The sequence below is a fragment of the Streptomyces sp. CMB-StM0423 genome, from assembly GCF_002847285.1.
GTDB lineage: Bacteria > Actinomycetota > Actinomycetes > Streptomycetales > Streptomycetaceae > Streptomyces.
On record NZ_CP025407.1, the window covers coordinates 4,512,613 to 4,538,649 of the forward strand.

Genomic DNA, 26,037 nt, shown 5'->3' on the forward strand with positions numbered 1-26,037 from the left:
AGCCTGTCCCTGGGGGACTACAGCAGGTGGTCGGCCTTGCCTGCTTTGATGTCCTGGATGAGCGTGCGCAGTGCTTCGTGGGTGTCTGTGAGGTAGGTTTCCTCGCGGCCCGCTACGGCTATGTAGGCGTTGCCGTCAGAGTCGGTCCCGATGCGGAAGCAGTTGTTTCCCTCTCCGCAGAAGGGAGCTTCCCACGTGATGTCTGTCACGGTCGAGTCCTTACAGGTCGTTGAGGATGGCGTGGATGAAGTCTCGCGACGTATCGGCCGGAAGGCTCATCTGGTCCATCCATTCCAAGTGGGCCCGGTACTTCGAGAGTTGCAGGTCCGCATGCATGAACTCGGGGCTGTGGGCTGAGTCGAGTTGTGCCGTGTCGAGTTGCGGTACCGGCCCCTCCGCGTACAGCAGGGCGTGTCCGGCTCCGGGGAAACTCCCCAGCTCAACGGGAACGACACGCACGACGACGTTTCGTCGTTCGCTCCATTCGAGCAGCGCGTTGAGCTGGCCCCTGCTTGTGTCCCGTCCTCCGAACAGCATGCGCAGTGCGGCCTCATGCACATACCCCACGTAGGGCACCGGTTCGTCGCGGTCCAGAACGCGCTGTCGGTCCGTGCGATGAGCGACGCGCAACTCAACTTCGAGGCGTGACAGGGCGGGGAGGACTGCCGCGAAGACACTCCGCGCGTAGTCCTCAGTCTGGAGCAATCCAGGCACGTGGACGGTCTGGATCGTTTGGATACGGGCTGCGTGCCACTCCAGCTCGACGATGTCCAGAAGGCCGGGCGAGATCCTTCCCCTGTACTCGTCCCACCAGCGGTCCGGGGAAGGCTGGATCATGTCCGTGAGTGCGGACAGGTACCGCTCGTCTGCACATGCGCAGTGCGTCGCCAGCGTGCGCAGACGGTCCGGACTGATGTTGCGGATGCCCGACTCGATGTTCGAGATCTTGCCCCGGTCGACACCCAGTAGTCCCGCGACGTACTCGGCGGTGAGGCCCGCCTCCGTGCGCATCTTCTTGATCTCCGCGCCAAGTCTGCGTTGTCGCTGCGTAGGTGTGGTGCGTGGCGCCATCGGTCGCCTTCCTCTTCAGGGGCGTGAACCAGTCTGCCGGGTGCGGTCAACCTAATCCATTGGGGGTTAAGTTCTGTCCAAAGGGTGGCACGTGCACCCCCGATCCCCCTACTGTAAGTCACGCGACACTCACGCAAGGTGCATGAGAAGAGCATCGCGCGAGCCTGCCCGCATCCTCCTGCCCTGGGAGGGGCGTGCCCGCGCCAGGGAGACAAGCCACTGCCTTGCCGCGTCGCCGAGCAGGTCTCGCGCCACACCCGGCCCTGCCCCGACAACTCACCCCGTGCTGTCAACGGCACGGCCTACTCCCAGTGTTCACGCCGCCGAACGGAGTCGTCATGCCCGAAAACGCACCGCTGATCCCCGCAACGCCCGAACCCGCCCCCACCGCAGCACCGACCCCCCGCCGCGCTCCCGCAGGTCGTCCTGGTCGCCAACTGGCCGCGAACGGGGTGCGGTCCAGGCTGCCCGTGTACACCCTCGGCTCGCCGTACGCGCTCCAGTCGGCGCCGGCGATCACTCGCTGCCCGCCGCCTCCCCCGGACCTCGGGGGGCCCTCCGCCTCCCACTTCGCCTACGGGCTGACGCTTCCCTCGGCCACCGGGACACCGGTGATCGCACACGACTCGGCGGGGGCCGTTCTCGACGTGCACGGTGTCGAGGACGAATTGATCGACCCGGCGCTCAGCCTCGTCCACGAACTCGCCGTGCACGCCTGCCGCTTCACCGGTGCCGGGGAGATGGTGCACCTCGTACTCCGCCGCTCCGACGGGGGTGCGCTCCAGGTGGTGGCGTACGACACGCACACCCCGCACCTCAACTCCCGCCTTGCCGGTCAGTGCGCGGAACGCCGCCGGGTCTCTCTCGCCACCGTTCGTGAACTCACGGAAGCCGGCGGCGGGGAGTGGGGGTTCGCCGCCTCGCATCCGCCCGCCGCGGGCGTGTGCACCTGGGCGACGATCGCGCACGGCGTACAGGACGCGTCGGGTGCGTCGGGCGCGGCGGGCGCCGCGCATGGCGAGGTCGCCTGACCGGACGCGAGGCGAACTCTGGTCAGTTGACGCCCGGGTGGGGGCGCGGCGCCGTGTCGAACGATAGGCGGAGATTAGTACACACGGTTGGATTGGCAGCTTCAGGAAGTCTGTTGACGTCGCCAACATACTTGCGTCATGATGTCGTTGTGAACGGCTCGGCCTTCTGCCGCGCCCCCGGCCCGCCCTTTGCGAGGACCACGCCATGACCGAAGAGACTCCGCTGCGCAGCCTGATCGCTGCGCGCATCAATGCCGCCGAAGGGTCCGGACTGCCCCCGGATGCCGCCGCGCTGCTGCGTGACGTGCTTCCGGAGCCCGTTCCGGAGCAGGCCGGGCACGCAGGGCCCGTGTACCTGCGCTCCGTCACCGCGGCCGGCTGGCGGGGTGTGGGCGCCGAGGTCACGCTCGACCTCCCGCCCGGCCCCGGGCTGACGGTGATCGCGGGGCGTAACGGCACCGGGAAGTCGAGCTTCGCGGAGGCCGCCGAGATGGCGCTCACGGGCCGCAACGCCCGTTGGGACGGCCCTCACGGCGGCAAGGCCCGCCCGGTGGTGTGGCGGCAGGGGTGGCGCAACCTGCACGAGTCCGCGGCTCCGCGGGTCTCCGTGACCGTCACCCTGGGCGGCACTCCCGCCCCGGTCACGGTCCACCGGACCTGGTACGGGGAGGAGGTGAAGGACGCGCGCACGACGGTGGTGCGGGCGGACGGCACGGAGATGAAGCTTGAGGAGTGCTTCGCACCCTCGATGCTCGACCTCTACCGCCCGTTCCTGCCGTACAGCGAACTGGGCTCGATGGTGGACATGCCGCTGAGCGAGCTCCACCGGAAGATCTCCGCGTTCATCGGGCTCGGCCGGCTCGGTGAGATGGACGCCCGGCTCGCGGCCCTGCTCAAGGAGCACAAGGACGCCGAGGCGCTGCCCGGTCCGCTGCGGACCGCGGCCGTCGAGGCGCTGACGGGTCTCGACGACCCGCGTGCCGACGCGGCCAGGCGGGCGCTCGACGGGCGTAGCCCGGATGTCGCCGCCGTACGGGACCTGCTCGACCGGGACGCGGTTCCGGACAAGGGTGAGAACGAGCGCCTCCGGGTCCTCGCCGCCCTGTCCGGTCCCGACGAAGCGGAGGTCCGGGGGGCCCTGGCCCGGCTGCGGGAGGCGGCTGCCGCTGTCGAGGACGTACGGCACTCCGACGCCGAGGACGCGCGCCGGCTGGCCGCACTGCTGGAGAGCGCGCTCGAACACCGCCGTCGTTCCGAAAGCCAGGGCGCCGACTGCCCGGTCTGCGGCACCGCGGGCCGCCTGGACGAGGAGTGGGCCGAGGCGACGCGGGACGAGATCGAGCGGCTCCAGGGGGAGGCGGCCGGGGCCGAAGACGCACGCCGGGTCCTCATCGGTGCGCGGCGCGCTGTCCACGACCTGGTCCAGCCGGTGCCCGAACTGCTCCGCTCCGAGGAATCGGACCTGGCGAGGCTGTGGCGCGAGTGGGCGCTCTGCCGGAGCCTCACCGACCCCGCCGAACTGGCGGACCGCGTCGGGCACCTCGCGCCGACGCTGAGCGCAGCTTGCCGGCAGGTCGGAGCCGAAGCCGCTCGCAGGCTCGCCGACCGCGACGCCACCTGGCGGCCCGCGGCCGTGCGGCTCGCGGAGTGGGTGACGGCGGCGGAGGAGGCGCAGGAGGCGACCGGCCGGCGCAAGGTGGCCCACGCGGCCCGGACGTGGTTCAGGAAGCTGACGGACGAGCTGCGGAACGAGCGGATGAGCCGCTTCGGCGACCACGCTCAGGGTGTCTGGACGAAGCTCTGCGAGAGCAGCAGCGTGTCGCTCGGCCGCGTCGACCTGAAGGGCACGGCCCAGCGGGGAAGCGTGCAGCTCGACGTCTCCGTCGATGACCAGGAGGCGCCCGCGTACAGCGTGATGAGCCAGGGAGAACTGCACTCGCTGGCACTGTCGTTGTTCATCCCGCGCGCCACCCACGAGGGCAGCCCGTTCGGCTTCCTCGTCATCGACGACCCGGTGCAGTCGATGGACACGCGGAAGGTGGAAGGGCTGGCCGCCGTCCTGAGCGAGTGCGCCCGCCACCGCCAGGTGGTCGTCTTCACCCACGACGCCCGGCTGGAACAGGCCCTCACGCACCTCGGCATTGAGGCGACGATCCGCCACATCTCCCGCGAGGAGAACTCGCAGGTGACCATCGAGGAGCGGAGCGATCCCGTCGCGCAGGCACTCGACGAGGCCAGGGCGGTCTCCCTCGATCCGTCGCTGCCGCAGTCCGTGGCCGACCGGGTCGTCCCGACGATGTGCCGCGCCGCCCTGGAGGCCGCGTGTGTGGAAGCCGCCCGCCGCACCCTGCGGGACGAACACGGACACTTCCTGGGGCTGACGGAGTTCGAGAAGCGGGTCTCCGGGCTGGTGCGGACGAAGGAGTACGTGGCCCTCGCCGTCTGCGGTGACGCCTCGGCGCCCGCGCAGACGGCGGTGGAGAGCCTGCCCACCGGAGGATGGGGGCTGATCAACGACCTCAACGCGGGCGCGCATCCCGGGCTGCCGACCGTGGACTCCCGGAAGCAGCTCGTGAGGCGTACGGAGCGGCTGGCCGACGCGATCCGGCGGGGGACGGCGACCACGGCGGCGCAGGGCGGTGCCCGATGACCGGCGACGCGCGCGCACTCGTGTCCGCCGCCCAGACCCTGCTGCGCCCGCCGGCGGGCACGGCGGAAGCACTCGGGCCCGGGGTCCGGGCGCGAGCCGCCGCCATGCTGCTGCGCCTTGCTCTCGACCGGAGCCTGGACGACTTCTGGTGCGGTGTCGCCCCCGGCATGACGCGCAACGGCAAGCACCGCATCCTGTGCCTGGAGGCGTACACCGACCGGGGGACCGCCCGGCGCTGGTATCTCACCTGGAACGCGCTCAGCACGGCCTGTCACCACCGTGCACACGAACTGCCGCCCAGCCCCGTGGAGATCCAGGGCCGCCTCCTGGAGGTCGACGGCCTGCTGGACGCGCTCCGCGGAGGCACGGGCTCCGCGACCACTGCCGCCGAGGCTGTTCCGCCTCCTGGGCCCGGAAGCGGCCGGCCGGTTGCTCCCCCTGGCACTCCCACGCCCCTGCCGGGGGCCCGGCAGGGGCGCAGCCCCGTTCCGCGGCCCACCCCGCCGGGCGCCGGCGGCCCGTGAACGTACCGAGTCGCCCGTATCCCTTCGGCACCGTGCCGTCCCGTCGCAGAATGAACTGATCCATGACGGTCGTGAGACCACGTCCCTCCACCGAGAGGGCGCCACGCCGTGCTTCCCCCGGCCGGGGATCACGGCTTTGACCACACGGAGAGCAGGCATGAGCGAGACCGGGGACGGGCCCCGCAGCCCCGACGAGATGCCCGAGTTCCTGCTGCGCCTGCCCAACGGGGGTGAGGTCGACCGGGCCCGCGGTGTACTGATGGACAAGGTCGGGACCAACGGAAGCCGGAAGTTCCGCATCCTGGCCGGCTCGCCCGCCCGGGACGCCGAAACGCCCGCCTTCTCCCAGCACCAGCCCCGCCCCGCCGCCGTGCGTGCGATGGCGAAGGAGGTGGGTGTGCTGCGTCCGTCCACCCGCTGGCCGGGATGGCTGGAGACGACGGACGACCTCGAATGCGACTCGCCGTCCCAAGCGGCCTCTCTACTGGTCGGATCATCACGCAACGGATGGACTGACTGGAAGACCGAAGCCGGCGTGCCGCTCTCCGACTTCATGGAGGGCGTCTGGGCCGGCCCCGCGAGGGCCTGGCTCGTACGCGGCAACAACGTGTCCGGAACGGATCTCGTCCAGAGGATGTGGCTTCCCGAGGGTCGCGTCTCTCTCGCCGCCCCGCGCATGCGGCAGGGGATCGGTCAGGGAGTCAGCAAGGAGCGTCTGCGTACGGTCGTCGAGGAGGACTGGGGCACCACCGCCACGTACAACCAGAAACTCGAACTCGTGGAGGAACTGCACGCGTTCTTGTCCCGCATGAAGCCCGGAGACACGGTGTGCACCCTCTCCGGCGGGCGGTTCTACGTCGGTCAGATCTCCGGCGCGGCCGAGCAGACCGCCTCCGACAGCGGCCTGTCCAACCTGCGGCGGCCCGTCGAGTGGCAGAGCACCGGCCATCCGTATGACGTGCTCCCCGAGGAGATCCAGCAGCGCCTCAACGCCCAGTACGACGTGATGGACCTCACCGCGGTCCAGGCGCACATCGACGGACTCGGCCTGTCCGACGAGGAACTGGTCGACGAGGCCGTGGTGGCAGAGCGCGACCCCGGCGGCACGACGCCTGCGCTCGCCGCCCGTCGAGAGCTGGAACTGCCCGTACCGGAGCAGTCCCTCGCCGACGCCCTGCTCGTGCACGAGCTGGACTGGCTGCACGGAATCCGCGATCTGCTGTGGGACGAGCGGCAGATCATCCTCTACGGGCCGCCGGGAACCGGAAAGACGTATACCGCCCTCAAGCTTGCCGAGTACCTGGCGGGTGGAGCCGAGAGGGTGAAGCTGGTGCAGTTCCACCCCTCTTACGCCTACGAGGACTTCTTCGAGGGGTTCCGCCCCCGCGAGGACCCGGACACGGGGGACGTCGCCTTCCGCCTCACCGCGGGCCCGCTCCGCGGGCTCGCCGACCTGGCGTCTCGCGAGGGAAATCGCCACGTCCCCCATTTCCTGGTCATCGACGAGATCAACCGGGCCAATCTGGCGAAGGTCTTCGGCGAGCTGTACTTCCTCCTGGAATACCGCAACAAGTCCGTGCGGCTCACCTACTCCGGTGACGACTTCGCCCTCCCGCCCAACCTCTTCGTCATCGGCACGATGAACACCGCCGACCGGTCGATCGCGCTGGTCGACGCGGCGATGCGCAGGCGCTTCGCCTTCGTCGAGCTGTCCCCCCGTACCGAGCCCACCAGCGGCCTGCTGCGGCGCTGGCTCGACCGCGAAGGATTCGGCAGCCGGGCGGCGGACCTTCTGGAAGCCCTCAACTCGCGTATCGAGGAAACTGACTTCCACATCGGCCCTTCCTACCTGATGAAGCCGAGCGCGCACCGGAAGGGCGGACTGGAGCGGACCTGGCGAACGAGGATTCTCCCGTTGCTGGAGGAACACCACTACGGGGAGTCCTTCGACATCGAGAAGCGCTACGGACTCGACGCTCTCTCCCGCTCCCTCGGGGACAGCGGACCGGACGCGGCGGCTTCGTGACGACCGTCGAGCTGGACGAGTACGGCGCGGCCGTCACTGTCCCGCTCCCCGCCGAGGCGGGCCGTGCGCTCAGCGCCTCCGGAATCGTCGAGGCCACACCTGACCTGTACCTTCCCGGTGCCTGGCGGCTGCGCGCCGGCGGCAAGGTCGGAGCGGTGTCCCTGAAGGTCCCCGGACACGATGCCGTCACCCTCCGGATAGCTCCCAAGGTGCCGGTGGCACGGCTGTTCTTCCTCATCGGCTACGCCGCCGATCCTCGCATTTACCGGGATGGCGAGGTGGGGGTGGCCGAACACGACGAGGTGCTTCCAGCGCTGGCTGAGGGGTTCGAGAGGTCTCTCGAACGGGCCCTGCGGCAAGGCGTTCTCCAGGACTACCGGCACACGGAGGAGACCGCGCTCGTCATCCGCGGCCGTATCAGGGAGGCGGATCAGGTCAAACGGCACTATGGGCGGGCCTTCCCGGTCGAGGTGGCGTACGACGACTACGGGACCGACATTGCGGAGAACCGCATTCTGCGCGCCGCCACGGAGCGGCTGCTCAGCCTGCCGCGGGTGCCCGACGGTGTACGGCGTGGGCTGCGCCATCACCGTGGCCGGCTGCTTGACGCCGAGCCCTTGACACGGGGGGTGCGTGAACTGCCGCCTTGGCGGGCCAGTCGGCTCAACCTGCGCTACCAGCCCGCGCTACGGCTTGCCGAGACGATTCTGCGCGGATCTTCGGTGGAACACGGAGCGGGCCGGATCTCCATTGACGGATACCTCATCCACACGCACAAGGTCTTCGAGGACTTCGTCTGCGTCGCGCTGCGCGAGGCGCTGGCGGAACACGGCGGACGCAGTGCGCTCCAGGCCCGTGGCGTGCACCTGGATGAGGACGAGAGCGTGCGCATGCGCCCGGATCTTGTCTGGTATGGAGACGGCGGCAACCCTCGAGCCGTCGCGGACGCGAAGTACAAAGCGGAGAAACCCGAAGGCTTCCCGGACGCCGACCTCTACCAGATGCTCGCCTACTGCACGGCGCTCGGCCTGCCGGCCGGACACCTCGTGTACGCGAGGGGCTACGAGCCGAGCGTGACCCACCGGGTGCGGCACGCCGGAATCCGCATCAACCAGCACGCCCTGGCCGTGGACCGCCCACCGGGCGAACTGCTGGACGCGATCGGCACCATCGCCCGTTCGATGGTGGCGGACACGGCCACGGCAGAGGCGAGCGAGCTATCCGTCAGGCAGCATCTTCGGGGGGCAGGAGGGCTCCGTTGGTGAGACCTTCACGGGCGAGAGCGCTCACCTGCTCCGCAAGTCGGGCCATCTCTCCGACGTGCTCTTCGAACTCCCGGAGAGCACGGAAGGCGGCGCCGTAGCGGCGTTGCTCCTCCACCGCCATCTGCGGGATGCGCGCCCCTTTGACATCGAGGCGGTAGGTGCCGCTGCTGCTCGTCGAGCGACGCCTGTTGGGCACGCTCCGCAGGAAGCCCCGGAGGTATTCGGTGTCCAGTTGGTCGCTTGTGGAGTGGGGCTCGGCATCGGTGATGTCGACGAGTCCGGCGCGGGAGAGGTCGGCCAGGCTGATGGTCGCACCGTCCAGCATTCCCGGTCCTTCGCCCGCGGAGAGGGTGGGCAACAGGGCGGTCAGCCGCCTGAGTCGCTCCTCGATGTCCCCCTGGAGGGCGCGGTATTCGGTGGGAAGGTCCCCGCGCGAGGCGTCCACGTAGGTGCTCGGGGTGAGGTCGACGGAGTCGTTGAGGAGATCGACCAGTGGTACGTCGACGGCCTGCTTGGCTGCCGGTTCCATGGGGGCGTCGGGGTCGTTGGTGGTGAGATCCACCATCCGGACCGAAGAGGAACTGGCGGACGTGCCGACGGGGCGGCGCAGTATCCACAGATGCACGGGCTGAGCGTGCGAAGCCACCATGCCCGGAGGCAGCGCAACCATATCCGTGAGGATGCCTCTGCGGACGACCTCGGCCCGGATGCGTCTGCCTGCCTTGCGGTAGGCCACGGAAGCCGGCATGACGGCGACTACCCGGCCGCCGGGTGCGGTGTGGGAGTAGCAGTGCTGGAGCCAGGCGAGATCGCCTTCCGCCTTGGAAGGAACGCCCAGCTCCCAGCGGGCGTCGAGGAGCAGTTCCTCCCGGCCCCAGTCGGGCCCGGCGGCCGGGGGGTCACACAGGACGAGGTCGGCACGCAGCTCGGGCCAGCGGTCCTGGCGGAGAGAGTCTCCGGCTTCGACGGCGGTATCCCGGTTTCCGGCGAGATCTGCTCGCGCCTGCGTCAGCTCTGCGGCTGCCGGATTGATCTCCTGGCCTCGACGTTCCGGCCCGTTCGCAGGCCCGACGGAGAGGAGCAGTGATCCGATTCCGCACGCCGGATCGAGGATGAGAGAGCCAGCGGACATCGGTCCGGCGAAATGGCTCACAGCCCTGACGAGGCGTGGCGAGGTGATCTGGTCGGAGCCGGTGCGACGGGAGGAGTCCAGGAAGCGCTCGACAAGCTGATCGACGACACGGGCCGCCGACTCTTTCGCGGCCACGCGGGTGGCCAGCTCGGCCAGGTCCTCGTCCAGCGTCGAGGCGTCGTCGTGAGCCAGGAAAAGGGCGACGCCCGCGATCCCCGCGACGATGTCGTCACCGAAGGCGCTCCGAAGTGCCTGCCACAGCCGCACGTCATCCGAAAGGTCGATGCCCTTCTGCTGTTTGGCCAGCCAGGAACGGACCTCTGTGAGCGCGAACAGGGGCGTGTTCGCGCCGCCGTCTGCGGGAGCGGGAAAGTCGCTGTACCGCCGCCGCCAATTGGACACAGCGGCCCGCGTCACCCCCGCCAGCCTGGCGATTTCTGCCCCGGTGAGCAGAGACTCGGAAGCAGCGGGAGTCGATTCCTTCATTGCTCCACCGTACACGAAGGTGAGTTTGAGTGCGATGGCACGCACGTTGGCATTGTCAACAAACTCGAAGGCGACTGCGCCTCATCACTATGGCGGCGGTATGCCCGCTTCGGACACGCGAGGGCCGTGACTGCTGCCGGAGACTGCAGAACAGGTTCAAGAACGAGAGGATGAACCAGGCCGGCCGCTCACGAGGAACCTCAGGTAGGCGAAGGCCGACAGTCGGCGACGACTCTGGAGGGCCGTGCCGAGGGCAGCCTCCAGCCCGGGGATCTCGGTGGCTGTCTGCTGGATCTGCAGCGCCCGCCGAGCGAACGCCTCGCGCCGAGCGCACGCCGTGTTTCGCGCACGATCAGCCTCCGCGTGGAGGCGTTCGCGGGCTTGCTGCAGGTCCTGCTCGGCTCGCTGCCTCGCCCTTGTTGCCTCGGAGCCGATGTCGCGAATGCGGGCCTGTAGGTCTGCCTTGCGTTGTTGGAACTGCACCTGGGCTGCCCGTTGCTCCGTCGCGGGTAGCGCCGCAGGGCAGCGGGATCGAGCAGCCGCGATCTGCTGGTTTCGCCACTTCTCCAGGGCGTCGGCCTTCGCAGGACCGATGCCTTTGACATCGACCCGCCCGCCGTAAGCCAGATCCACGTAGGCGGTGACGTTGTTGTACCTGCCTCCTGTGCGGATGAGCGTGATGCCGTGGAAGTCCGCGGCGGTGCGTACGCCGACTGCGGCCAATGCGTCCTTCAGCGCCCGACCGATCCCGGGAATCTTGGCCTTCTCGATGAGCGAGCGTCGCAAGTGGTCTTCGACATACTGCTGCTGATGGCGTTGAAGGCGCTTGTCGAGATCGGCGGCGAGTTCGCCGTCAAGGCGGGTCATCCGGGTACGCAGGGTCTGCTCCTGCTTCTGCCTGTCGCTCTCGACTTTGGCCAGCCTACGCTGGTGTTCGCGGGTGATCCGCTGGCCCTCCTGGTCGGCTTGTGCCGCCCGTTTATGTTCGGCCACCTCGAAGGAGTCGCGCTCCCGCGCGAGCCGCTCGTCTGCGGCGGCCGGGTGCTCTGCCGCCCACTTCTGTTCTTTCAGCTCACGCACCAGTTGCCTCACCTCTTGGTATTCCACCCGGGAGCGTCGTGTGCCGTAGAGGAAGACCGTCCCCGTCGCGACCGATGCGCCAGCCGCGACGATGCCGACGGAGAGGATTCCCAGGACAGCCAGCAGGGGGACAGCCAAGGAAGCAGACAAGACTGGCAGGAGCAGGAGGTCGCGGACCCTGCGCCGATGGTGAAATCCCTGGTCCAGGCGGTGAGCAGAGGTGGCGGGGGAGGACTCTGGCGCCGGAACGCGATCGCGCAGCCAGTCCGGCAGACCGGCCCCGCGCGTGGCCCCCGCCATCGTCGGCTGTGGCCCCGCGCTTTTGGCGTTCGCGCGGGTCGAGAAACGAGGGATGGCGCTCATCGGTGCGGCGCTGAGGTCCGCGATCTGGCGGGCTGACTGAGCGACATCGGAGTCCGGGTGGCTGAGGAGCCGGGCGAAGCGAGGCGATACCGCGGGGGCCTTGTAGTCGTCCTCGGACAGCAGGAGGTATTCGCCGGAGGGCTCATGAAGGTCGGCCCAGAGACCCGGGTCTGCCGCGACAGCCCTAAGCGCGGCGGAGATGACCCAGCCGGAGAAGCGGTCCATGTCCGGGCCGAAATCTCCAGCGCCGCGAAGAGGTGACTGGTAGTTGCGGTGTCCGTCTTCCGTGCCCGGTAATCCGGCCAGTGCGGGGACGTACATGCCGTCGTAATCCACGAGGTGGAAGGTGAGATCCGGGGCGACGAGGAGGTTGCCGTGTTGAAGGTCGCCGTGGGCGATGCCGTGGGTGTGCAGATCTTCGATCAGTGCTTCGAAGCGCCCAGCGAGCTTTCCTACTTGAGCGCTTTCACGGTGGTGGAGGTCGAGCCAGGAGGCCAGGCTCTGGCCCTGGATCCACTCCATCTTGAGGACCGGGTAGCGTTCGCCGCCCACCAGGATCTCGTCGGCGAGGTAGTCGAACCCCATGTTCCAGGGTTGTGACAGGCGTGCCGCCGGAAGACCCGTCAGATGGCGGCTGATCGTCTGGTAACGGTCGTTCTGGTCGGACACATACCGTGTGAAGCACTTGACGGCGTAACGGTCGCCACTACCGGATGCCGTGAGAGAGAAGACGCTTGCGAAATTACCTGAGATCGCCTTGGGAAGGCCGAGACGGGTGAGTTCCGGCGCGGCGCCGTGCAGGTCCGGATCCCGGAAACAGAGGGAGGTGTTCTGCAAGGCTGCTGCGTATTCGGAGCCGGTGGGGAATTTCCGGATGGCGCCGGGCGGAGGCGTGGGCACCGAGCATCACCGTCCCTCGGCCTCGATGTGAACCATCGCCACGTCGTCGTTCCGCAGGGCACCTCTGTCTCTCTGATCTTGTACCCATCCCTCGAACTCCTCCCCCTGACCGGGGTTGCGTGCGTGCTGAGTGAGCACGTCAACCGCCTTACCCGGCTGGGGCTGAGTGAGGATCCAGGCGGCCAACGCGTCTGTCGCCAACAGCAGAATGTCGCCGCTGATGCAGGTTCCGTCCAGGAGCCGGGTTCGGTCGGCGAGGAGTCCGGTGTCGCGGTTGTTGCTCCCGAACAGCTCCGGCCGGTTTCCGAAGTCGGCGGCGGTAGCCACGGGATGCGCGGTGAGGAGGCATCCGTCGCGGACATGGAACAGGCAGGAGTCGCCCAGCGCAGCGGCCTGCCATGACCACTGCGCCGTATCCGGAGTAGGAGTGAAGGCGGCGATCAGGAGCGTCGCGTGGGCACCGGCACTCAGCTTCGCCTCCTCGTACCACTGCATCGGATGTCCGCGGTCCGATCGCCGGTCGGTGTACTCCTTCAGCCATCCGGCCCACTCCTCCACCACGTCAGCAGCGAAGGCTTCGAACCGTGCCGACGAGGCGAACAGGCCGTCCGGTCGAGCGGCTGAGTGGACTGCCTGGCCGGCCAGAATCCGCGCCCATTCACCGGACAGCAGGCTCTCGGTCGCACCATCGCATACTGCTGCTGTGACGCATCCTTCGAGCAAGGTGTCGTACGGCTCGTGAGGAAGGACGGAGACGGCGTCCTCACACTCCTCGCGGGTGATCCCGGCTTTGGGCATGACGAAACGAGTGACGTACAGACCTTTGCGGCTCACCGCAGTTCGGTGGCACGGGTGCCGATGTCCAGGAACTGCACGACCGAAGTGATGTCGGCGTTGTACACAAATCCTCGCGTGTACTCGCTGACCGCGTGTCCTTGCGATGCCGCGTAGGAGCGCATATGGCTCGGCAGCGTGCTGGACATCGCGAAGAGCTGGCGCGCGTAGGCGTCGGGCAGTCCTGCCTCAGAGTCGGGGAAGGCCGTCGGCTCGCCTCCGGAGTCGGACACATGCAGGTTGAAGAGGAGGACACCGCCGTCAGCGGTGGCGTGGGAGGTGACTTCGTCAGAACCCTCGGTGGGGTCACCGTCGTTGGCCTCGCCGTCCGTGAGGTTGAGGACGATGGGAGGGAAGCAGCCCGGGTAGCGGTGTACCCAGTCTCGTACCAACTGCGCCGTATAGCGCAGAGCGCGGTTCATGGGAGTCCCGCCGTGCGCCACCGGATCCATCCAGACGGGAAACTTCACGTGGGTCTCCACGAGCCCTCCGGCACCGTCCGGTACTTTCTTGATCCGCTCCTCCATGCGGGCCGGGTAGTCCGCAACCTGGCTGAGCGGTACCAGGTCGCGGCCCGCGAGTTCGCCTACGAAAGCGGAGCCGACCGTGGAGCCGTACCCGATCACGGCCACATGGAAGTAGTCCCGCACGCCCTCTTCCTTCGCGCACTTCACGGATAGCTCGGTCAGCAGTCGGTTGATGGCGTCGGCCACGACGTCGGCCTTGCGGTGGGTGGCACTCCCATCACCGATCGGGTCGGTCATGGAGGTGGACTGGTCCACGAGGAAGACGATCGCAGTGGGGTTGGCGCGACTGATTTCGGCGGTGTAGGGCATGGCAGAGCTCCGTGGACTGCGTGACGTGGTCACGGGCGGCGAGGGGGAACGACGATCGACTGGCACCGGGAGACGGCTGGACACCTCGGCGGGGGCACGTTTCGCATCCGTGGAGAAGGGTTCCTCCGCGGACGCGGCCGAGCTCACGATCCACCCTTCCCGGTCAGGGCAAGGGTCGTACTGACCAGTGTGGAGATCAGCATGACGATGCCGCCGAGGCTGGCAAGGCCGGTCACTGGGCTGGCGAAGAGCTGCGCCATGCAGCTTCGAAGCCTGGGGTGCACGAAGAACGTCCGTGTGCGCTGCCACTTGTGCTGCTGTAGGTGGCAGCCGCGCATGACGCCTCTTGCATTGTTGCGGCAGGGCCTGCCTCCGGCACGAATCGCGGCACCGCATGGGTTGGGGGCCTGAAAGAGAAACCACAGCAGGCTGAGTGCCGAGAGGGCTGCAATTCCACCAGGGCCGAAATCGGAGGTCAACCAGCCGGTAATCGCCAGGACTAACGCGATCAGGCCCCAGTAGGGAAGGATTTTCTTCACCATGATCGAGAATAGTATAGCTGCCAATTCCCCTGCACAAGGCGTCAATCGGAGCATAACGTGCGCTCTCTCGCCCCTGGGGAGCAAGTGATGACTCGCAGTGGTCAGTCGGCTTGGTGTCTCGCCTCAACACGGTGACCACGCTTGACTTGATGCAGACGGGACCTCTGCGCCTGGTCTCCTCAGCCACGGCTTCCGCGAGTGGCCGGTGACGGTGCCAACAGACTTGCCTCAATAGGTATATGGACATCGGCGAGCTGGCGTGTCCTCCGAGGCCGGAGGACTGGGTGCGCGTCGTCGTGCTGGTCTCTCGACCGGCGTTGTGTCGATGCCTCGCCCGCCATACGGCAACGCCGCCGGGTCGCAGGAGCGGAACCAGCGATCCGACGTCCGCATGGCGCCGGGAGGTGCCGTTCTCGACAGGTGCCGTTCCCGGACTGGGCGGTGCGTCATCTGGTCCGGCGCAACCGAGCGGCGCCGCGGCCTGCGATGTGGCGTGCCTGCTCGGCGAAGACGGCCTTTCGGGTGGTGCATCCCTTCGTCGGGCATGCCCAGTACCAGTAGTGGTCCTTTTTGTCGGAAAGCGAACGCCGTAGCTCTGTCGGAATCGCGCACGTGCCGCATACAGGTGGGCGGCTGAAGACTTCGGCGTTCTCGTGTTCCAGTAGGCTTCGGGCGTAGCGCGCGCTGCTGTGACGGGTCATGATCTCGCGGCGGGTCTGGTGCGAGAGAGTGTTCAGACTTCCCAGGAAGACGGTTCGCTCGTCAACGATCATGATCTTCTGATGCATGTCGTGGACGTGGACGACCTGCTGCACCGCTGCCTTGAGCGCCGGCAGTATCATGGCGAAGTCGGCTGCCTTCTGCGGGTCCTTGTGGTTGAGGCTATTGCGAACGAGCGAGTCCCGGTTGCCGACCACGAACACCGTTGTCCGGACGCCTCTGGATGTCGCATCGCGAAGATAGGGAAGCAACGTTCTCTGTCGTTTCCCGTACCAGGGCGACCACAGCCAGATGGAATGGCGGGCTTCGGCGATCGCCTGGAGGGCCGCGGGGAAGTACGAGTGCTCGTCGTAGACGGCCTCCCACTTGAGATGGCCCTGAAAAGCCTCCCAGACCTCTTGATGCAATTCCCTCGTATCCGGTGGCAGTTCATCGGGTTCGAGACCGAGGTACTGGGCCGCACGCAGGCCCTTGACCAGCGGGTCGCGGCCTTCGACGGCGAGGTCGTGCAGGGCGGTGAGCACCGTCCCGGGCTTGGCCTGCCGCAGTGATCGCCAACTGGTGACGACGTAGACGCGGCGCCGGGCACGGCTCACCCCGACGTTCAGCAAGCGGGCGCCGTCTCGGGCGAACGGTTTGTCGCTGTCCAGTTTGCCGCTCATAGCCCATCCGGGCTGGATGCCGTCCTCCACCAGGTCCATGATCACGATGTCGAACTCGCGGCCCTGGAACCTGTGTGCGGTGCCGACGTCGACAGAGGCCGGGTGACGGGTGCTGTCCTGGTCGTCGAGGTAGTCCCGGGTGGCGTCCACCTGCGCGCGATACGGCGTGATGACGCCCACGCTCTCCCCCTGCCCGCGGTGGTGTTCGGCGAGCGCGGCGGAGACGACGCTTCCTCCCGTCCACCAACGGCCGCTACCGGACTTCGGCTTGCGGACCAGCCCTAGCCCGTCGTCGTCGGCCAGCTCGTCGGTGGTCACCAGGACGATCTCGGCGTCCCCACTGTGCACCCGACCAGGAGAGATTCGCAGATGGCCGCCATATGCGATGCGGTTCACCAACTCCACGATGTGCGGGCCGAAGCGATGCGTGGTCAGGAGCGCGGCGCAGGCAGGGTGCGCCAGGGCGCTGTCCGGTGTCTGGATGCCGACCTGCGCGAAGCAGTCGGTCGTAAGCCAGCGCCGGAGGTGCCCCTGCCCTGGTCCGTCCAGAGGTGGGATGGGGCCGAGCTGGCAGAAGTCCCCCAGCAGTACCGCCGTCTCCCTGGCTTTGGACAGGGCCACGACCAGCTCGGGAAGGCGAGCGGCGGCTGCCTCGTCGATGAGCACCACGTCGTAGCTGCCCTCAGCGACGGACTTGTTCAGTCGCAGTCGGGCCAGCGTGGTGGCGACGAGTTTCGCCCCGCGGATCAGTTCCGGCTCGGCTTCGGACTGGAGGCGCGCCAGGCGTTTCAGGAGAGCTTCGTGTCGATTCTCCAGTTCCTCGCGCTGCTTGACCAGCGGTTCCGCTTCGGTGCGCAGTGCTTTCATCTGACGCGAAATCCGGGGCAGCTGGTGTCGTTCGGCGGAGGCAACGAGCGTACGTTCTTCTTCCGTCGGGCCGGGCAGTGCCACAGCGGCCGCGCGCCGGCTCACGGCACCTTCTTCCGCGGCCCGGACCGAACCCAGATGCCGGTCCGCGTCCTCCGCCTGGGTCCGGCGTAGGGCGACCTCATGGTCCAAGCGCTGTAGCTCGGCGTCGTCGACGGGGTACGCGGTTTGCCGAAGGCCGGCGATTCGGGGCTTCGCGCTGGCTGCGAAGGCATTCCGGTCGCTCTCGAGGTCTTGCCGTCGGCGGAGTTCAGCGTTCAATGCGTGTTCGAGTGCGGTGACGCGATCGTCGAGGCGCGCGTACTCCTTCTTGTCGCGCCGGCGTATGCGGCCCGAATCGTTCCGCAGGGCGTCCCGTTCGGCCGCGGCAGCGGAGAGGCGATCTTCCAGGCCGTGCTGCTGGGCACGAGCCCGCTGTATCACGAGATCGAGGTCATCGAGTTCCGCGGCGAGAGCGGCCGCGGCATGCAGCGCTTCGCGCTGTGCGGCGACCCTCTTGTGGTCTGTCAGTGCCTGATCCAGTGCACGCTCCGCAGCGGTAAGGGCGGCTGTGCCACGGCGGTTCCGCTCCTGCCACTCCGCGATCCGGTCATCGGCCTGCCGGACGGCCGTCTCGTTGGCCAGGCGTTCCAGGGCCTGCTGGTAGGCCGCCTCGTCGAATCCGCTGAGGCGCTCCTCCAACTCTGCGAGACCTCGCAGCACCGGGTGGGCTATCAGTTCGAGGAGATCGGTCTCCGTCTCCTCGCGCTCCTGGACCGCATCCTCCAGCTTCGCTCTTACTAGTAGTGACAGCGAGACCCGGGGGTTGTTGGCGACGGACGCCAAGTGCGGTGTGCCCACGCGCAGCAGTTCTCCGGGGGGTGGATTCCGCAGAGAGACTGCTCCCTGCAAGGCGTTGTCGACCGCCACGTTGGTGCCCGAGACGAGCAGCACACGCGCGCCGCGGGTCACGTGATGGTCGATGACACGAGCCAGCACCGTGGTCTTACCGGTGCCTGGGGGACCCCAGACAAGTGCGGTACCCGGCCGTGTACAGGCGCGGAACGCGTCCGCCTGCGCGCCTTGGAAGGGACCCTGGTCGGCGCCGGTCGTGTCGACGGGGTGCAAGCGGTTCTCGATGAACCGGGAGGCCAGACCGGGTTCTCCCAGTGTGCGCAACGCGTCGAGAAGGCTTTGGTCCAGGTACCCGGCGGGGCGCTGCGTCGCGAACAGGCTCAGTCCGCTGCGCGGCGCGTGCGCACCGACCCGTATGCGCAGGCGCTCCGCCTCGGCGACACAGTCGATCACCTGGTACGCGGTGCCGTTGGCGGCTTCGTCAGGCGACGCGGCGAGCCGCAGATCTGTCAGGTTGTCCGGGTCCACGGTTCGATTGGTCGTCGGCAGGGCGTACCACCCCGGCTCGATATAGGCGACTGCTCCCAGGGCGGCCTGGCGACCACGTCCCTGCGTTGCTCCAGGTCGTACGAGCCGGGAGACGGCCTCTGTCATCTCGTCGAGCCAGCGCGGCATGAAGCTCCCTAACATGGTCGACACCTGTAGGCAACGATATCGCGGTCGTGCGGATACTCAATGTGACAACGGTGGTCCGGGTGTGTGCCGCCTCGCATAACAAAGTGATGCTTCCAGGTGCGGTGTGTCTCTCGACGAGAAAGACGGTTCCGACGCAGGGGGAAGCCGACGGGGCCGAGTGGATGCTGACACCGGAGGTAATCCTGAGGCGTACCGGCTGACGTTCAAGCTGCCCGGGCCCTTGGAGTTCCGGATCGGTGAGGTCGTGGAGAAGGACCGCCGGCGCGTGCGGACGATCAAAGGCCCAGGGATGACCTCGTCTCCTGGGTCAGGTGACTCGATCGGGTTCCGTGCCGCCGGCTGACAGTGGAACGATGGGCACCGATCGACATACCTCAGGGAGAGGCGCGCGTGCACGCTCAGGAGACCACGTTCAAGAACCTCGTTCAGGGCGAGAAGCAGTTCCAGGTGCCCCTTTACCAGCGCACATACAGCTGGGAGCGTGAGCAGCTGCAACAACTCTGGGGCGACGTCGTGGAGTTGGTAGAGGAGCAGGCGGAGGGCCGGTCACCTGCGGCGCACTTCCTCGGTTCCGTCGTGCTGGCACCGGGCAGGGTCACCGCAGGCGGCATGCAGCGCTGGCTCGTTGTCGACGGGCAGCAGCGCCTGACCACTCTGATGCTCGCCTTCAGCGCGCTGCGCGACCGTCATCGTGCACGGGGAGCGGAGCAGAAGGCCGACCGTATCCACGACCTGGTGCTCGTCAACAAGTACCACAGCGGTGACGACCACTATCGGCTGCTGCCGACGCAGGCAGACCGTGACGCGTTCACCGCCTGCATCGAGACATCGCCCAAAGCGGGAGGCTCCGGCAACGTGGGTGCCGCCTACCGGTTCTTCCTGTCGGTGCTGACCGAGGGAGAGGAGATCGGGGGAGAGGCGTGGACGGACACGGTGGAGTCCGTCTTGAGCGGTCTGTTGTCGATCGTCGAGATCACCGCGGCCGAGGGCGACAACGTCTATCGGATCTTCGAGTCGATCAACAACACCGGTGTCGGCCTGAGCCAGAGCGACCTGCTGCGCAACTTCCTCTTCATGTGCCTGCCGAACCGGGGGGAGCAGGTCTACCGTACCCACTGGCTGCCGATGCAGGAGCTTCTCGGCCCCGCGAACCTCGAACTCCTGGTGTGGCTCGACCTGGTCGTGGCCGGCAATAACAGAGCCAAGCAAAGCGAGATCTACCGTGATCAGAAGCGGCGCCTGGAAGCGATCAGCACCGACGAGGCCGCGCTGGAGGGAGGACGAGATCGCGGCTCTCGCGCGGCGTGCCGAACGCCTTGTGCGCATCCTGCAGCCGGAGCGGGAGTCGGACCCCGACCTCCGGGAAGTCCTGGAGCGGATGTCCCGTTGGGGAGGCCAGACGCACTATCCGTTGGCGCTGATGCTCCTCGATCGGGTGGATGCCGGCCAAGTCACGGGCCGCCGGGCAGCCCAAGCGCTTGCCTATGCCGAGAGCTACATGGTGCGACGGCTGCTGACCGGGTACTCCACCATGGGTAGCAACCGCGTGTTCATGGAGATCCCCAAAGAGTTGGAGAAGGAAGAAGACCCCGCGGAGGCGGTGCGCCGTTTCTTGTCCAAGAACCAGGTAGGCGCTCGTGTCTGGCCCGACGACGGCGCCGTCCGCGACGCCATCCGCACCCGGCCCTTCTACAAGGCGGGCCGCGGGAACCAGCGCTTCCACGTGCTGCGCAGGCTGGAAGAGAGCTACGAGAGCAGCGAGCCCGTCGACTACGCCAAGGCCCACCTCACGGTGGAGCACGTCCTCCCGCAGAACCCCGCGGATCAGTGGCTGGACCTGCTCGCCGAGGAAACCGAGGACGGGCAGACGCCCGAGGATCTCCACGCCTCACTCGTTCACACACTGGGCAACCTGACGCTGTCGGCGGACAACGCGAAGTTGTCCAACCATCCCTTCCGCCGCAAGCAGGAGATCCTCGACTCCAGCGCCTTGCGCATGAACCAGGCCATTGCCGGACAGGAACGGTGGGGCCGAGCCGAGGTGCTGGCCCGCGCCGATGAGCTCGCCGGGCGGGCGGTGCGGCTGTGGCCGGGTCCGATTGCCGGGACGATTCCGGCAGACGACGAGTGGTCCGGCTGGAAGGAGTTGCGTGCGGCGCTCCTCGTCATGCCGGCCGGCACGTGGACGACGTACGGCGATGTCGCGTCCCTCATCGGTACCCACGCCGTCCCGGTCGGCCAGCACCTGGCCACTAAGGTGGGGCTGCACGGGGCTTACCGGGTGCTGACGGCGGACGGTCGTGTCTCGGCGGGCTTCCGATGGCCGGACGGTGAGGACTCCGGAGACGCGCAGAGCCGCCTGGAAGCAGAGGGCGTTCCCTTCGACGAAGCCGGCCGAGCCCGACGCTCTCACCGGTTGACGATGTCCGACCTGGCGGCTCTGCTGGGACGGGACCTTGATGAGGAGACCGCGCCGCTCGCCTCGGCCGACGACACCGGCCAGGCGTCGGCGGCCGCCCGGTTCGAGGCACAACTGCGCGGCAACCAGACCGAGCAGACTGTCAACGGAGTCCTGCGGGCCCTTCGCCGCTGGGAGCGGCAGGGTGGCCATGTCGCCTACGGCCGTGCCAGCGAGACGAGTTGCTTTCTCACAGCGCGACTCGCTGGGATCCCGGGCATTCGCGCGACGTGGCCGTTGGGGATCTACCCGGTGTCCGGAACCGTCGAGGTCGTCTTCCAATACCTGAAGCGCCGACCGCCATTCGACGACGAACCGCTGCGGCGCGAGCTGCTCAACCGCCTCAACGCCGTCGACGGTATCGGCCTGGCCGAAGCCAAACTGGACTTGCGCCCGTCCTTCCCGCTGGAGGTCTTCGCCGAACACAGCGATGAACTCTGCGCGGTGCTGGAGTGGTTCGCGCATATGGTCGCTCGGGCTGGCGGCCGTCACATGGCCGGGGACGACACGGATTCCCTCTGACCCTTATCTCTATGGGCACGCGCGGCAGGCGGCTTCTCCAGGTCCCCCCGTGCCGCGGCACACCCGCGGTCACTCGTTCTATCCGGTGAACGGTGCCAGGAAAGGGCTTGGCCTACCGAGCCATCAAATGCGCAACGGAAGTCACCTTCGCGAGGACGTTGCGGATGTCGGCGTCGACTGTGATTACCGCGGTACAGGAGAGCGCTGCCGCCATGCCGTTCTCGACCGCCACGTCACCCCCGCTTGACGCGACCGGCTCATGGATGCGCTCACGGAGCAGTGGGTGGAGGCACTCGAAGCCCGCCGCGAGATGAGCCGCAGCTCGCCCGTCACGGCGCTTGACGCGCTTCTGAAAGGAGGCGAAAGACCAGGTGAGGGAGTGGCAGACAAGCGCCCTGGACCAAGATCTTCTCCCAAGGGTTCCGCGGAACGCGGTGAGGGGTGGTCTTCCGCGTCGGAAGACCACCCCTCACCTGCATGTTCACCTGTCGGGGTGGCGGGATTTGAACCCACGACCTCTTCGTCCCGAACGAAGCGCGCTGCCAAGCTGCGCCACACCCCGTGACTGCGAGCACTACTGTAGCCCACCCGAGCGGGTCGGGTGAAATTCGTTTCCGGGGGTGGGGGTCAGGGTGAGGAGGGTGGCTTCCGGGGGGCAGGCGAAGCGGAAGGGGGTGTAGCGGTTGGCGCCGCAGCCGGCGGAGACGTGGAGGGCGGAGCGGCGGGAGCCGGCGGTGTGGGTGGAGAGGCCCTTGACGCGGTTGGTGTCGAGGTCGCAGTTGGTCACCAGGGCGCCGTAGAAGGGGATGCAGAGCTGGCCGCCGTGGGTGTGGCCGGCGAGGATCAGGGGGTAGCCGTCGGCGGTGAAGGCGTCGAGGACGCGTAGGTACGGGGCGTGGACCAGGGCCAGGGAGAAGTCCGCGTCCGGGTCGGGGCCGCCGGCGACCGCCGTGTAGCGGTCGTGCTTGATGTGCGGGTCGTCCAGGCCCGTCAGGCCCAGCACCGCGCCGCTGTCCAGCTTCAGCCGGCCGCGGCTGTTGTCCAGGCCGACCCAGCCCGCCGCGTCGAAGGCGTCGCGCATGCCCTCCCAGGGGTTGCGGGGGACGTTGTGGCGGAGGCGGTGGCGGCCGTTGAGGCCGTGTATGCCGCGGGCCTTCTCGATCAGGTAGCGGCCGGGGTTCCGGAAGGTCGGCGCGTAGTAGTCGTTCGAGCCGAAGACGTACGTCCCCGGGAATTCCATCAGCGGGCCCAGCGCGTCCAGCAGCTCCGGCACCGCGTCGGGGTCCGACAGGTTGTCGCCCGTGTTCACCACCAGGTCGGGCCGCAGGCCCGCCAGCGACTGCAGCCAGCGGCGCTTCGCCTGCTGGCCCGAGACCATGTGGATGTCCGAGATCTGCAGGATGCGCAGCGGGTGCATGCCTGCCGGCAGCACGGGGACGGTGATCCGGCGGACCCGGAAGGCGCGGGGTTCGACCACGGCCGCGTAGGCGACGCTGCCGGCCGAGAGAGCGGCCAGACCCAGGGGCACTCCGTATCGCGCGCGCATTCTCCTATCGTCGCAGAGGCGCGGGGTGGAGGTGGCCAGGGGCCGGATCCCGCGGCGTCGGCGCGCTGTCGGCGCGGCATGGGAGACTCCGGGCATGACCACGCTCAAGTCGAAGCTGCAGGACGACCTCACGGCCGCCATCAAGGGCCGGGACGAGCTGCGCGCCGCCACCCTCCGTATGACGCTCAGCGCGATCACGAAGGAGGAGGTCGCGGGCAAGGAGGCGCGCGTGCTCTCCGACGACGAGGTGCTGAAGGTGATCACCCGCGAGGCCAAGAAGCGGCGTGAGGCCGCGGATGCCTTCGCGCATGGCGGCCGTACGGAGTCCGCCGAGCGGGAGCGCGCCGAGGGCGAGGTGCTCGCGGACTACCTGCCGAAGCAGCTCGGTGACGAGGAGCTGGCCGCGCTGGTCGACGAGGCCGTCGCCGAGGCGAAGGCCGGCGGGGCCGAGGGCCCGCGGGCCATGGGCGCGGTGATGAAGATCGTGAACCCCAAGGTGGCCGGGCGGGCCGAGGGCGGGCGCGTGGCCGCCGCGGTCAAGCGCTCTCTCGGTCAGGGGTGACCGTCTCCGGCCACTCAAGGTGAGGCCGGGGTACGGGGGCTCTCCGGCCGTCGCGGCCGGGGTCCCCCGTCACCTGCCGTCCGGCCAGCCGCCGTTCCCGCCGTCCGACCAGCCGCCGTCCAGCGCGCCCCCGTCGAGCGTGCCGCCCCCGTTGCCACCGCCATTGCCGCCGTTCCCGCCGCCGTTGCCGTTGTTGCCTCCGAGGAGGCCGCCCAGCGGGTCGTCCGGCTTGTCGTCGTCGTCCTCGTCGTCATCGTCGCCCTTGCCCTTGTCGGGGCGGTCCACCGGCACCGGGACCTTGTACAGCTCGGGTGATGTCTTGCCCGCCAGGGCGCCGTCCATGGCGTCGCGCCAGATCGGGCCGGGGACCGCGCCACCGAAGACGCGGTCGTGGTACGTGGGGCCGATCTGGATGTTCTCCATGGAGACGTCATCCAGGGGCCCGCCGACCCACACCGCGCCGGCGAGGTCCGAGGTGTAGCCGACGAACCAGGCGGCCTTTCGCTCGTCCGTCGTACCGGTCTTGCCCGCGTTGTCCCGCCCGGTCAGCCCCGCCTCCTGGCCGGTGCCGTCCTCGACGACGCCCGACAGCAGGGTGTTTATCGTCCCGGCCGTCTTCTCCGACATGACGCGCTTGCACTGCGTCTTCGGCACCGGGACCTTCCTGCCCTTCGCGTCCTTGATCGACTCGATGGCGACCGGGCTGCAGTACTCGCCGCGGTTGGCGAAGGTCGCGTACGCGTTGGCCATCGCCAGCGGCGCGATGGTCTGGCCGCCGAGCGTGAGCGAGGGGGACTCCTCCAGCTCCTTGCCGTCGCCCCGGTGGACGCCCATGCTCTGCGCCAGCTCCTTGACCGGGCAGATGCCGATGTCCGAGATGAGGTCGACGAAGTAGGTGTTGATGGACTTGGCGGTCGCCTCGCGCATGCTGTACGGGCCGACCTCCTCCTCCGTCTCGTTCGCGACGTCCTCGCCGCTGGAGTTGACGTACGGCGCGCCGGACTCGCAGGTGTCCACCGGGCTCGGATACGGCATCTCGTTCGGCGACGGGTACACCTTCGTGTTCGGCACGCCCTTCTCCAGCGCCGCCGCGGCCGTGAACGGCTTGAAGGTGGAGCCGACCTGGAAGCCGAAGTTGGACCCGTTCATGGACTTCTCCACGGACAGGTTGATCATCAACTCGTTCTTGCGCGAGCCGTACGGCCTGGACTGCCCCATCGCGCGGATCTTGCCCGTGCCGGGCTCCACCATGGTCACGGCGGTGGCGACGGCGTCGTCCTGGTAGACGTGGCTCTTGATCGACTCGCTGGCGGACTTCTGCGCCACCGGGTCGAGCGTGGTGCGGATGGTCAGACCGCCGCGGTTCCAGCGCTTGGACCGCTGCTCGGGCGTCTTCCCGAAGCTCTTGTCGTCGAGCAGCACTTCGCGTACGTAGTCGCAGAAGAACGCGGCGCCGCTGACCGCGGTGATGCACCCGTTGCGCGGCTCGCTGATCTTGAGGCCCAGCGGTTCCTTCATGGCCTTGTCGGCCTCGGCCCGGGTGACGTTGTCGTTGCTGACCATGCGCCGCAGCACGGCGTTGCGGCGCTTCTCGGCCGCCTCCGGGTCGTTGATCGGGTCCCACCGGCTCGGGGACTGCACGATGCCGGCGAGCATCGCGGACTCGGCGAGGGTCAGCTTGTCGGCGGACTTGCTGAAGTAGCGCTCGGCGGCGGCCTCGATGCCGTACGCCTGCTGGCCGAAGAAGGCGATGTTCAGGTAGTTCTCCAGGATCTCGTCCTTGGTCAGCTCCTTCTCGACCTGGATCGCGTACTTCAGCTCCTGGATCTTGCGCCCCACCGTCTGCCGGGTGGCCTCGGCGACCTTCCGGGCGTCGTTGCCCGCTTCTTCGACGAAGAGGTTCTTCACGTACTGCTGGGTGAGCGTGGAGGCGCCTTCGGAGACCGTGCCGGACTGCGCGTTGCTGTTCAGTGCGCGCAGGATGCCCTGGAGGTCGACGGCCCCGTGCTCGTAGAACCGCTCGTCCTCGATCGCGACGATCGCCTGCCGCATCACCGGCGCGATGTCGTCGAACTTGACCACCGTGCGGTTGCGCGAATAGACGTCGGCCAGGTGGCCGCCCTCGCGGTCGAGGATGGTGGTCTTCTGGCTGAGCGGCGGGCGCTTGAGGTCCGCGGGGATGTCGTCGAACTCCGCGACCGTGCCCTTGGCCGTCAGGCCCAGCAGACCGGCGGCGGGCAGCGCGAGGCCCGCGAGCACGGAGCCCGCGAGGACGCTGACGCCGAGGAACTTCGCGGCTTGCTGCGCGGCGGTGAGTCCGCCACCCGGGCGCTTGTAGGCCATGGGGCCCACCCTAACTTCTGATTCCCC

General features: G+C 68.3%; 16 protein-coding genes, 1 tRNA gene and 1 pseudogene. 7 read left to right on the plus strand and 11 right to left on the minus strand.

Going from position 1 to position 26,037, the window contains the following annotated elements:
• Positions 1–17 precede the first annotated feature (17 nt).
• Positions 18–209 carry a hypothetical protein gene (locus CXR04_RS19725; RefSeq protein WP_101423679.1) on the minus strand — a complete coding sequence of 64 codons (192 nt, stop codon included), beginning with the start codon at positions 207–209 and terminating at the stop codon, positions 18–20.
• A gap of 10 nt (positions 210–219) precedes the next feature.
• Positions 220–1,071 (minus strand): helix-turn-helix domain-containing protein, encoded by an 852-nt coding sequence (locus tag CXR04_RS19730; RefSeq protein ID WP_101423680.1) that lies wholly within the window; start codon positions 1,069–1,071, stop codon positions 220–222.
• A 338-nt stretch (positions 1,072–1,409) separates the two neighbouring features.
• On the opposite strand from CXR04_RS19730, the gene CXR04_RS19735 reads away from it, so the two are divergent.
• The 5 genes from CXR04_RS19735 to CXR04_RS19755 all read left to right on the plus strand — a co-directional run bounded on the left by CXR04_RS19735 (position 1,410) and on the right by CXR04_RS19755 (position 8,567).
• Positions 1,410–2,102: an ATP-binding protein gene (locus CXR04_RS19735; RefSeq protein ID WP_234380339.1), complete on the plus strand. Its 693-nt coding sequence runs from the start codon at positions 1,410–1,412 to the stop codon at positions 2,100–2,102.
• Between the two features lie 205 nt (positions 2,103–2,307).
• Positions 2,308–4,752 carry an ATP-binding protein gene (locus CXR04_RS19740; protein ID WP_101423682.1) on the plus strand — a complete coding sequence of 815 codons (2,445 nt, stop codon included), beginning with the start codon at positions 2,308–2,310 and terminating at the stop codon, positions 4,750–4,752.
• Entirely contained in the window at positions 4,749–5,276 is a 528-nt protein-coding gene (locus CXR04_RS19745) for a hypothetical protein (RefSeq protein WP_101423683.1), read from the plus strand. The genes CXR04_RS19740 and CXR04_RS19745 overlap by 4 nt, the downstream gene beginning before the upstream one ends.
• 157 nt (positions 5,277–5,433) lie before the next feature.
• Positions 5,434–7,302 (plus strand): DUF4357 domain-containing protein, encoded by a 1,869-nt coding sequence (locus CXR04_RS19750; protein WP_101423684.1) that lies wholly within the window; start codon positions 5,434–5,436, stop codon positions 7,300–7,302.
• Positions 7,299–8,567: an McrC family protein gene (locus tag CXR04_RS19755; RefSeq protein WP_101423685.1), complete on the plus strand. Its 1,269-nt coding sequence runs from the start codon at positions 7,299–7,301 to the stop codon at positions 8,565–8,567. Before CXR04_RS19750 ends, CXR04_RS19755 begins: the two co-directional genes overlap by 4 nt.
• Here the strand turns inward: CXR04_RS19755 and CXR04_RS19760 are convergent.
• The 6 genes from CXR04_RS19760 to CXR04_RS19785 all read right to left on the minus strand — a co-directional run bounded on the left by CXR04_RS19760 (position 8,527) and on the right by CXR04_RS19785 (position 18,558).
• Entirely contained in the window at positions 8,527–10,185 is a 1,659-nt protein-coding gene (locus CXR04_RS19760; RefSeq protein ID WP_101423686.1) for an N-6 DNA methylase, read from the minus strand. The genes CXR04_RS19755 and CXR04_RS19760 overlap by 41 nt on opposite strands.
• A 156-nt stretch (positions 10,186–10,341) precedes the next feature.
• A complete protein-coding gene (locus tag CXR04_RS19765; protein WP_101423687.1) occupies positions 10,342–12,465 on the minus strand; it encodes an AarF/UbiB family protein in 2,124 nt (707 codons plus the stop codon).
• 69 nt (positions 12,466–12,534) lie between these two features.
• Positions 12,535–13,326: a hypothetical protein gene (locus tag CXR04_RS19770; protein WP_234380340.1), complete on the minus strand. Its 792-nt coding sequence runs from the start codon at positions 13,324–13,326 to the stop codon at positions 12,535–12,537.
• Between the two features lie 32 nt (positions 13,327–13,358).
• Entirely contained in the window at positions 13,359–14,198 is an 840-nt protein-coding gene (locus tag CXR04_RS19775) for a vWA domain-containing protein (protein WP_101423689.1), read from the minus strand.
• 143 nt (positions 14,199–14,341) lie between these two features.
• Entirely contained in the window at positions 14,342–14,740 is a 399-nt protein-coding gene (locus tag CXR04_RS34900; RefSeq protein WP_159072354.1) for a hypothetical protein, read from the minus strand.
• Positions 14,741–15,186: 446 nt separating this feature from the next.
• Complete coding sequence (locus CXR04_RS19785; RefSeq protein ID WP_159072355.1) at positions 15,187–18,558, minus strand: AAA domain-containing protein; 3,372 nt, start codon at positions 18,556–18,558, stop codon at positions 15,187–15,189.
• A 411-nt stretch (positions 18,559–18,969) separates the two neighbouring features.
• Between CXR04_RS19785 and CXR04_RS36925 the strand changes: the two are divergent.
• A pseudogene (locus CXR04_RS36925) lies at positions 18,970–21,559 on the plus strand (GmrSD restriction endonuclease domain-containing protein).
• A gap of 488 nt (positions 21,560–22,047) precedes the next feature.
• On the opposite strand, the gene CXR04_RS19795 reads toward CXR04_RS36925, so the two are convergent.
• Together CXR04_RS19795 and CXR04_RS19800 are read right to left on the minus strand one after the other, a co-directional pair.
• A tRNA-Pro gene (locus CXR04_RS19795) sits at positions 22,048–22,121 on the minus strand.
• A 12-nt stretch (positions 22,122–22,133) separates the two neighbouring features.
• A complete protein-coding gene (locus CXR04_RS19800; protein WP_101423692.1) occupies positions 22,134–23,105 on the minus strand; it encodes a metallophosphoesterase in 972 nt (323 codons plus the stop codon).
• A 94-nt stretch (positions 23,106–23,199) separates the two neighbouring features.
• Here CXR04_RS19800 and CXR04_RS19805 point away from each other — a divergent pair, with 94 nt between their 5' ends.
• Positions 23,200–23,667, plus strand: coding sequence for a GatB/YqeY domain-containing protein (locus tag CXR04_RS19805; protein WP_101423693.1), 468 nt, complete (start codon positions 23,200–23,202; stop codon positions 23,665–23,667).
• 69 nt (positions 23,668–23,736) lie between these two features.
• On the opposite strand, the gene CXR04_RS19810 is transcribed toward CXR04_RS19805, so the two are convergent.
• Positions 23,737–26,010 carry a transglycosylase domain-containing protein gene (locus tag CXR04_RS19810; protein WP_101423694.1) on the minus strand — a complete coding sequence of 758 codons (2,274 nt, stop codon included), beginning with the start codon at positions 26,008–26,010 and terminating at the stop codon, positions 23,737–23,739.
• Between the last annotated feature and the right edge of the window lie 27 nt (positions 26,011–26,037).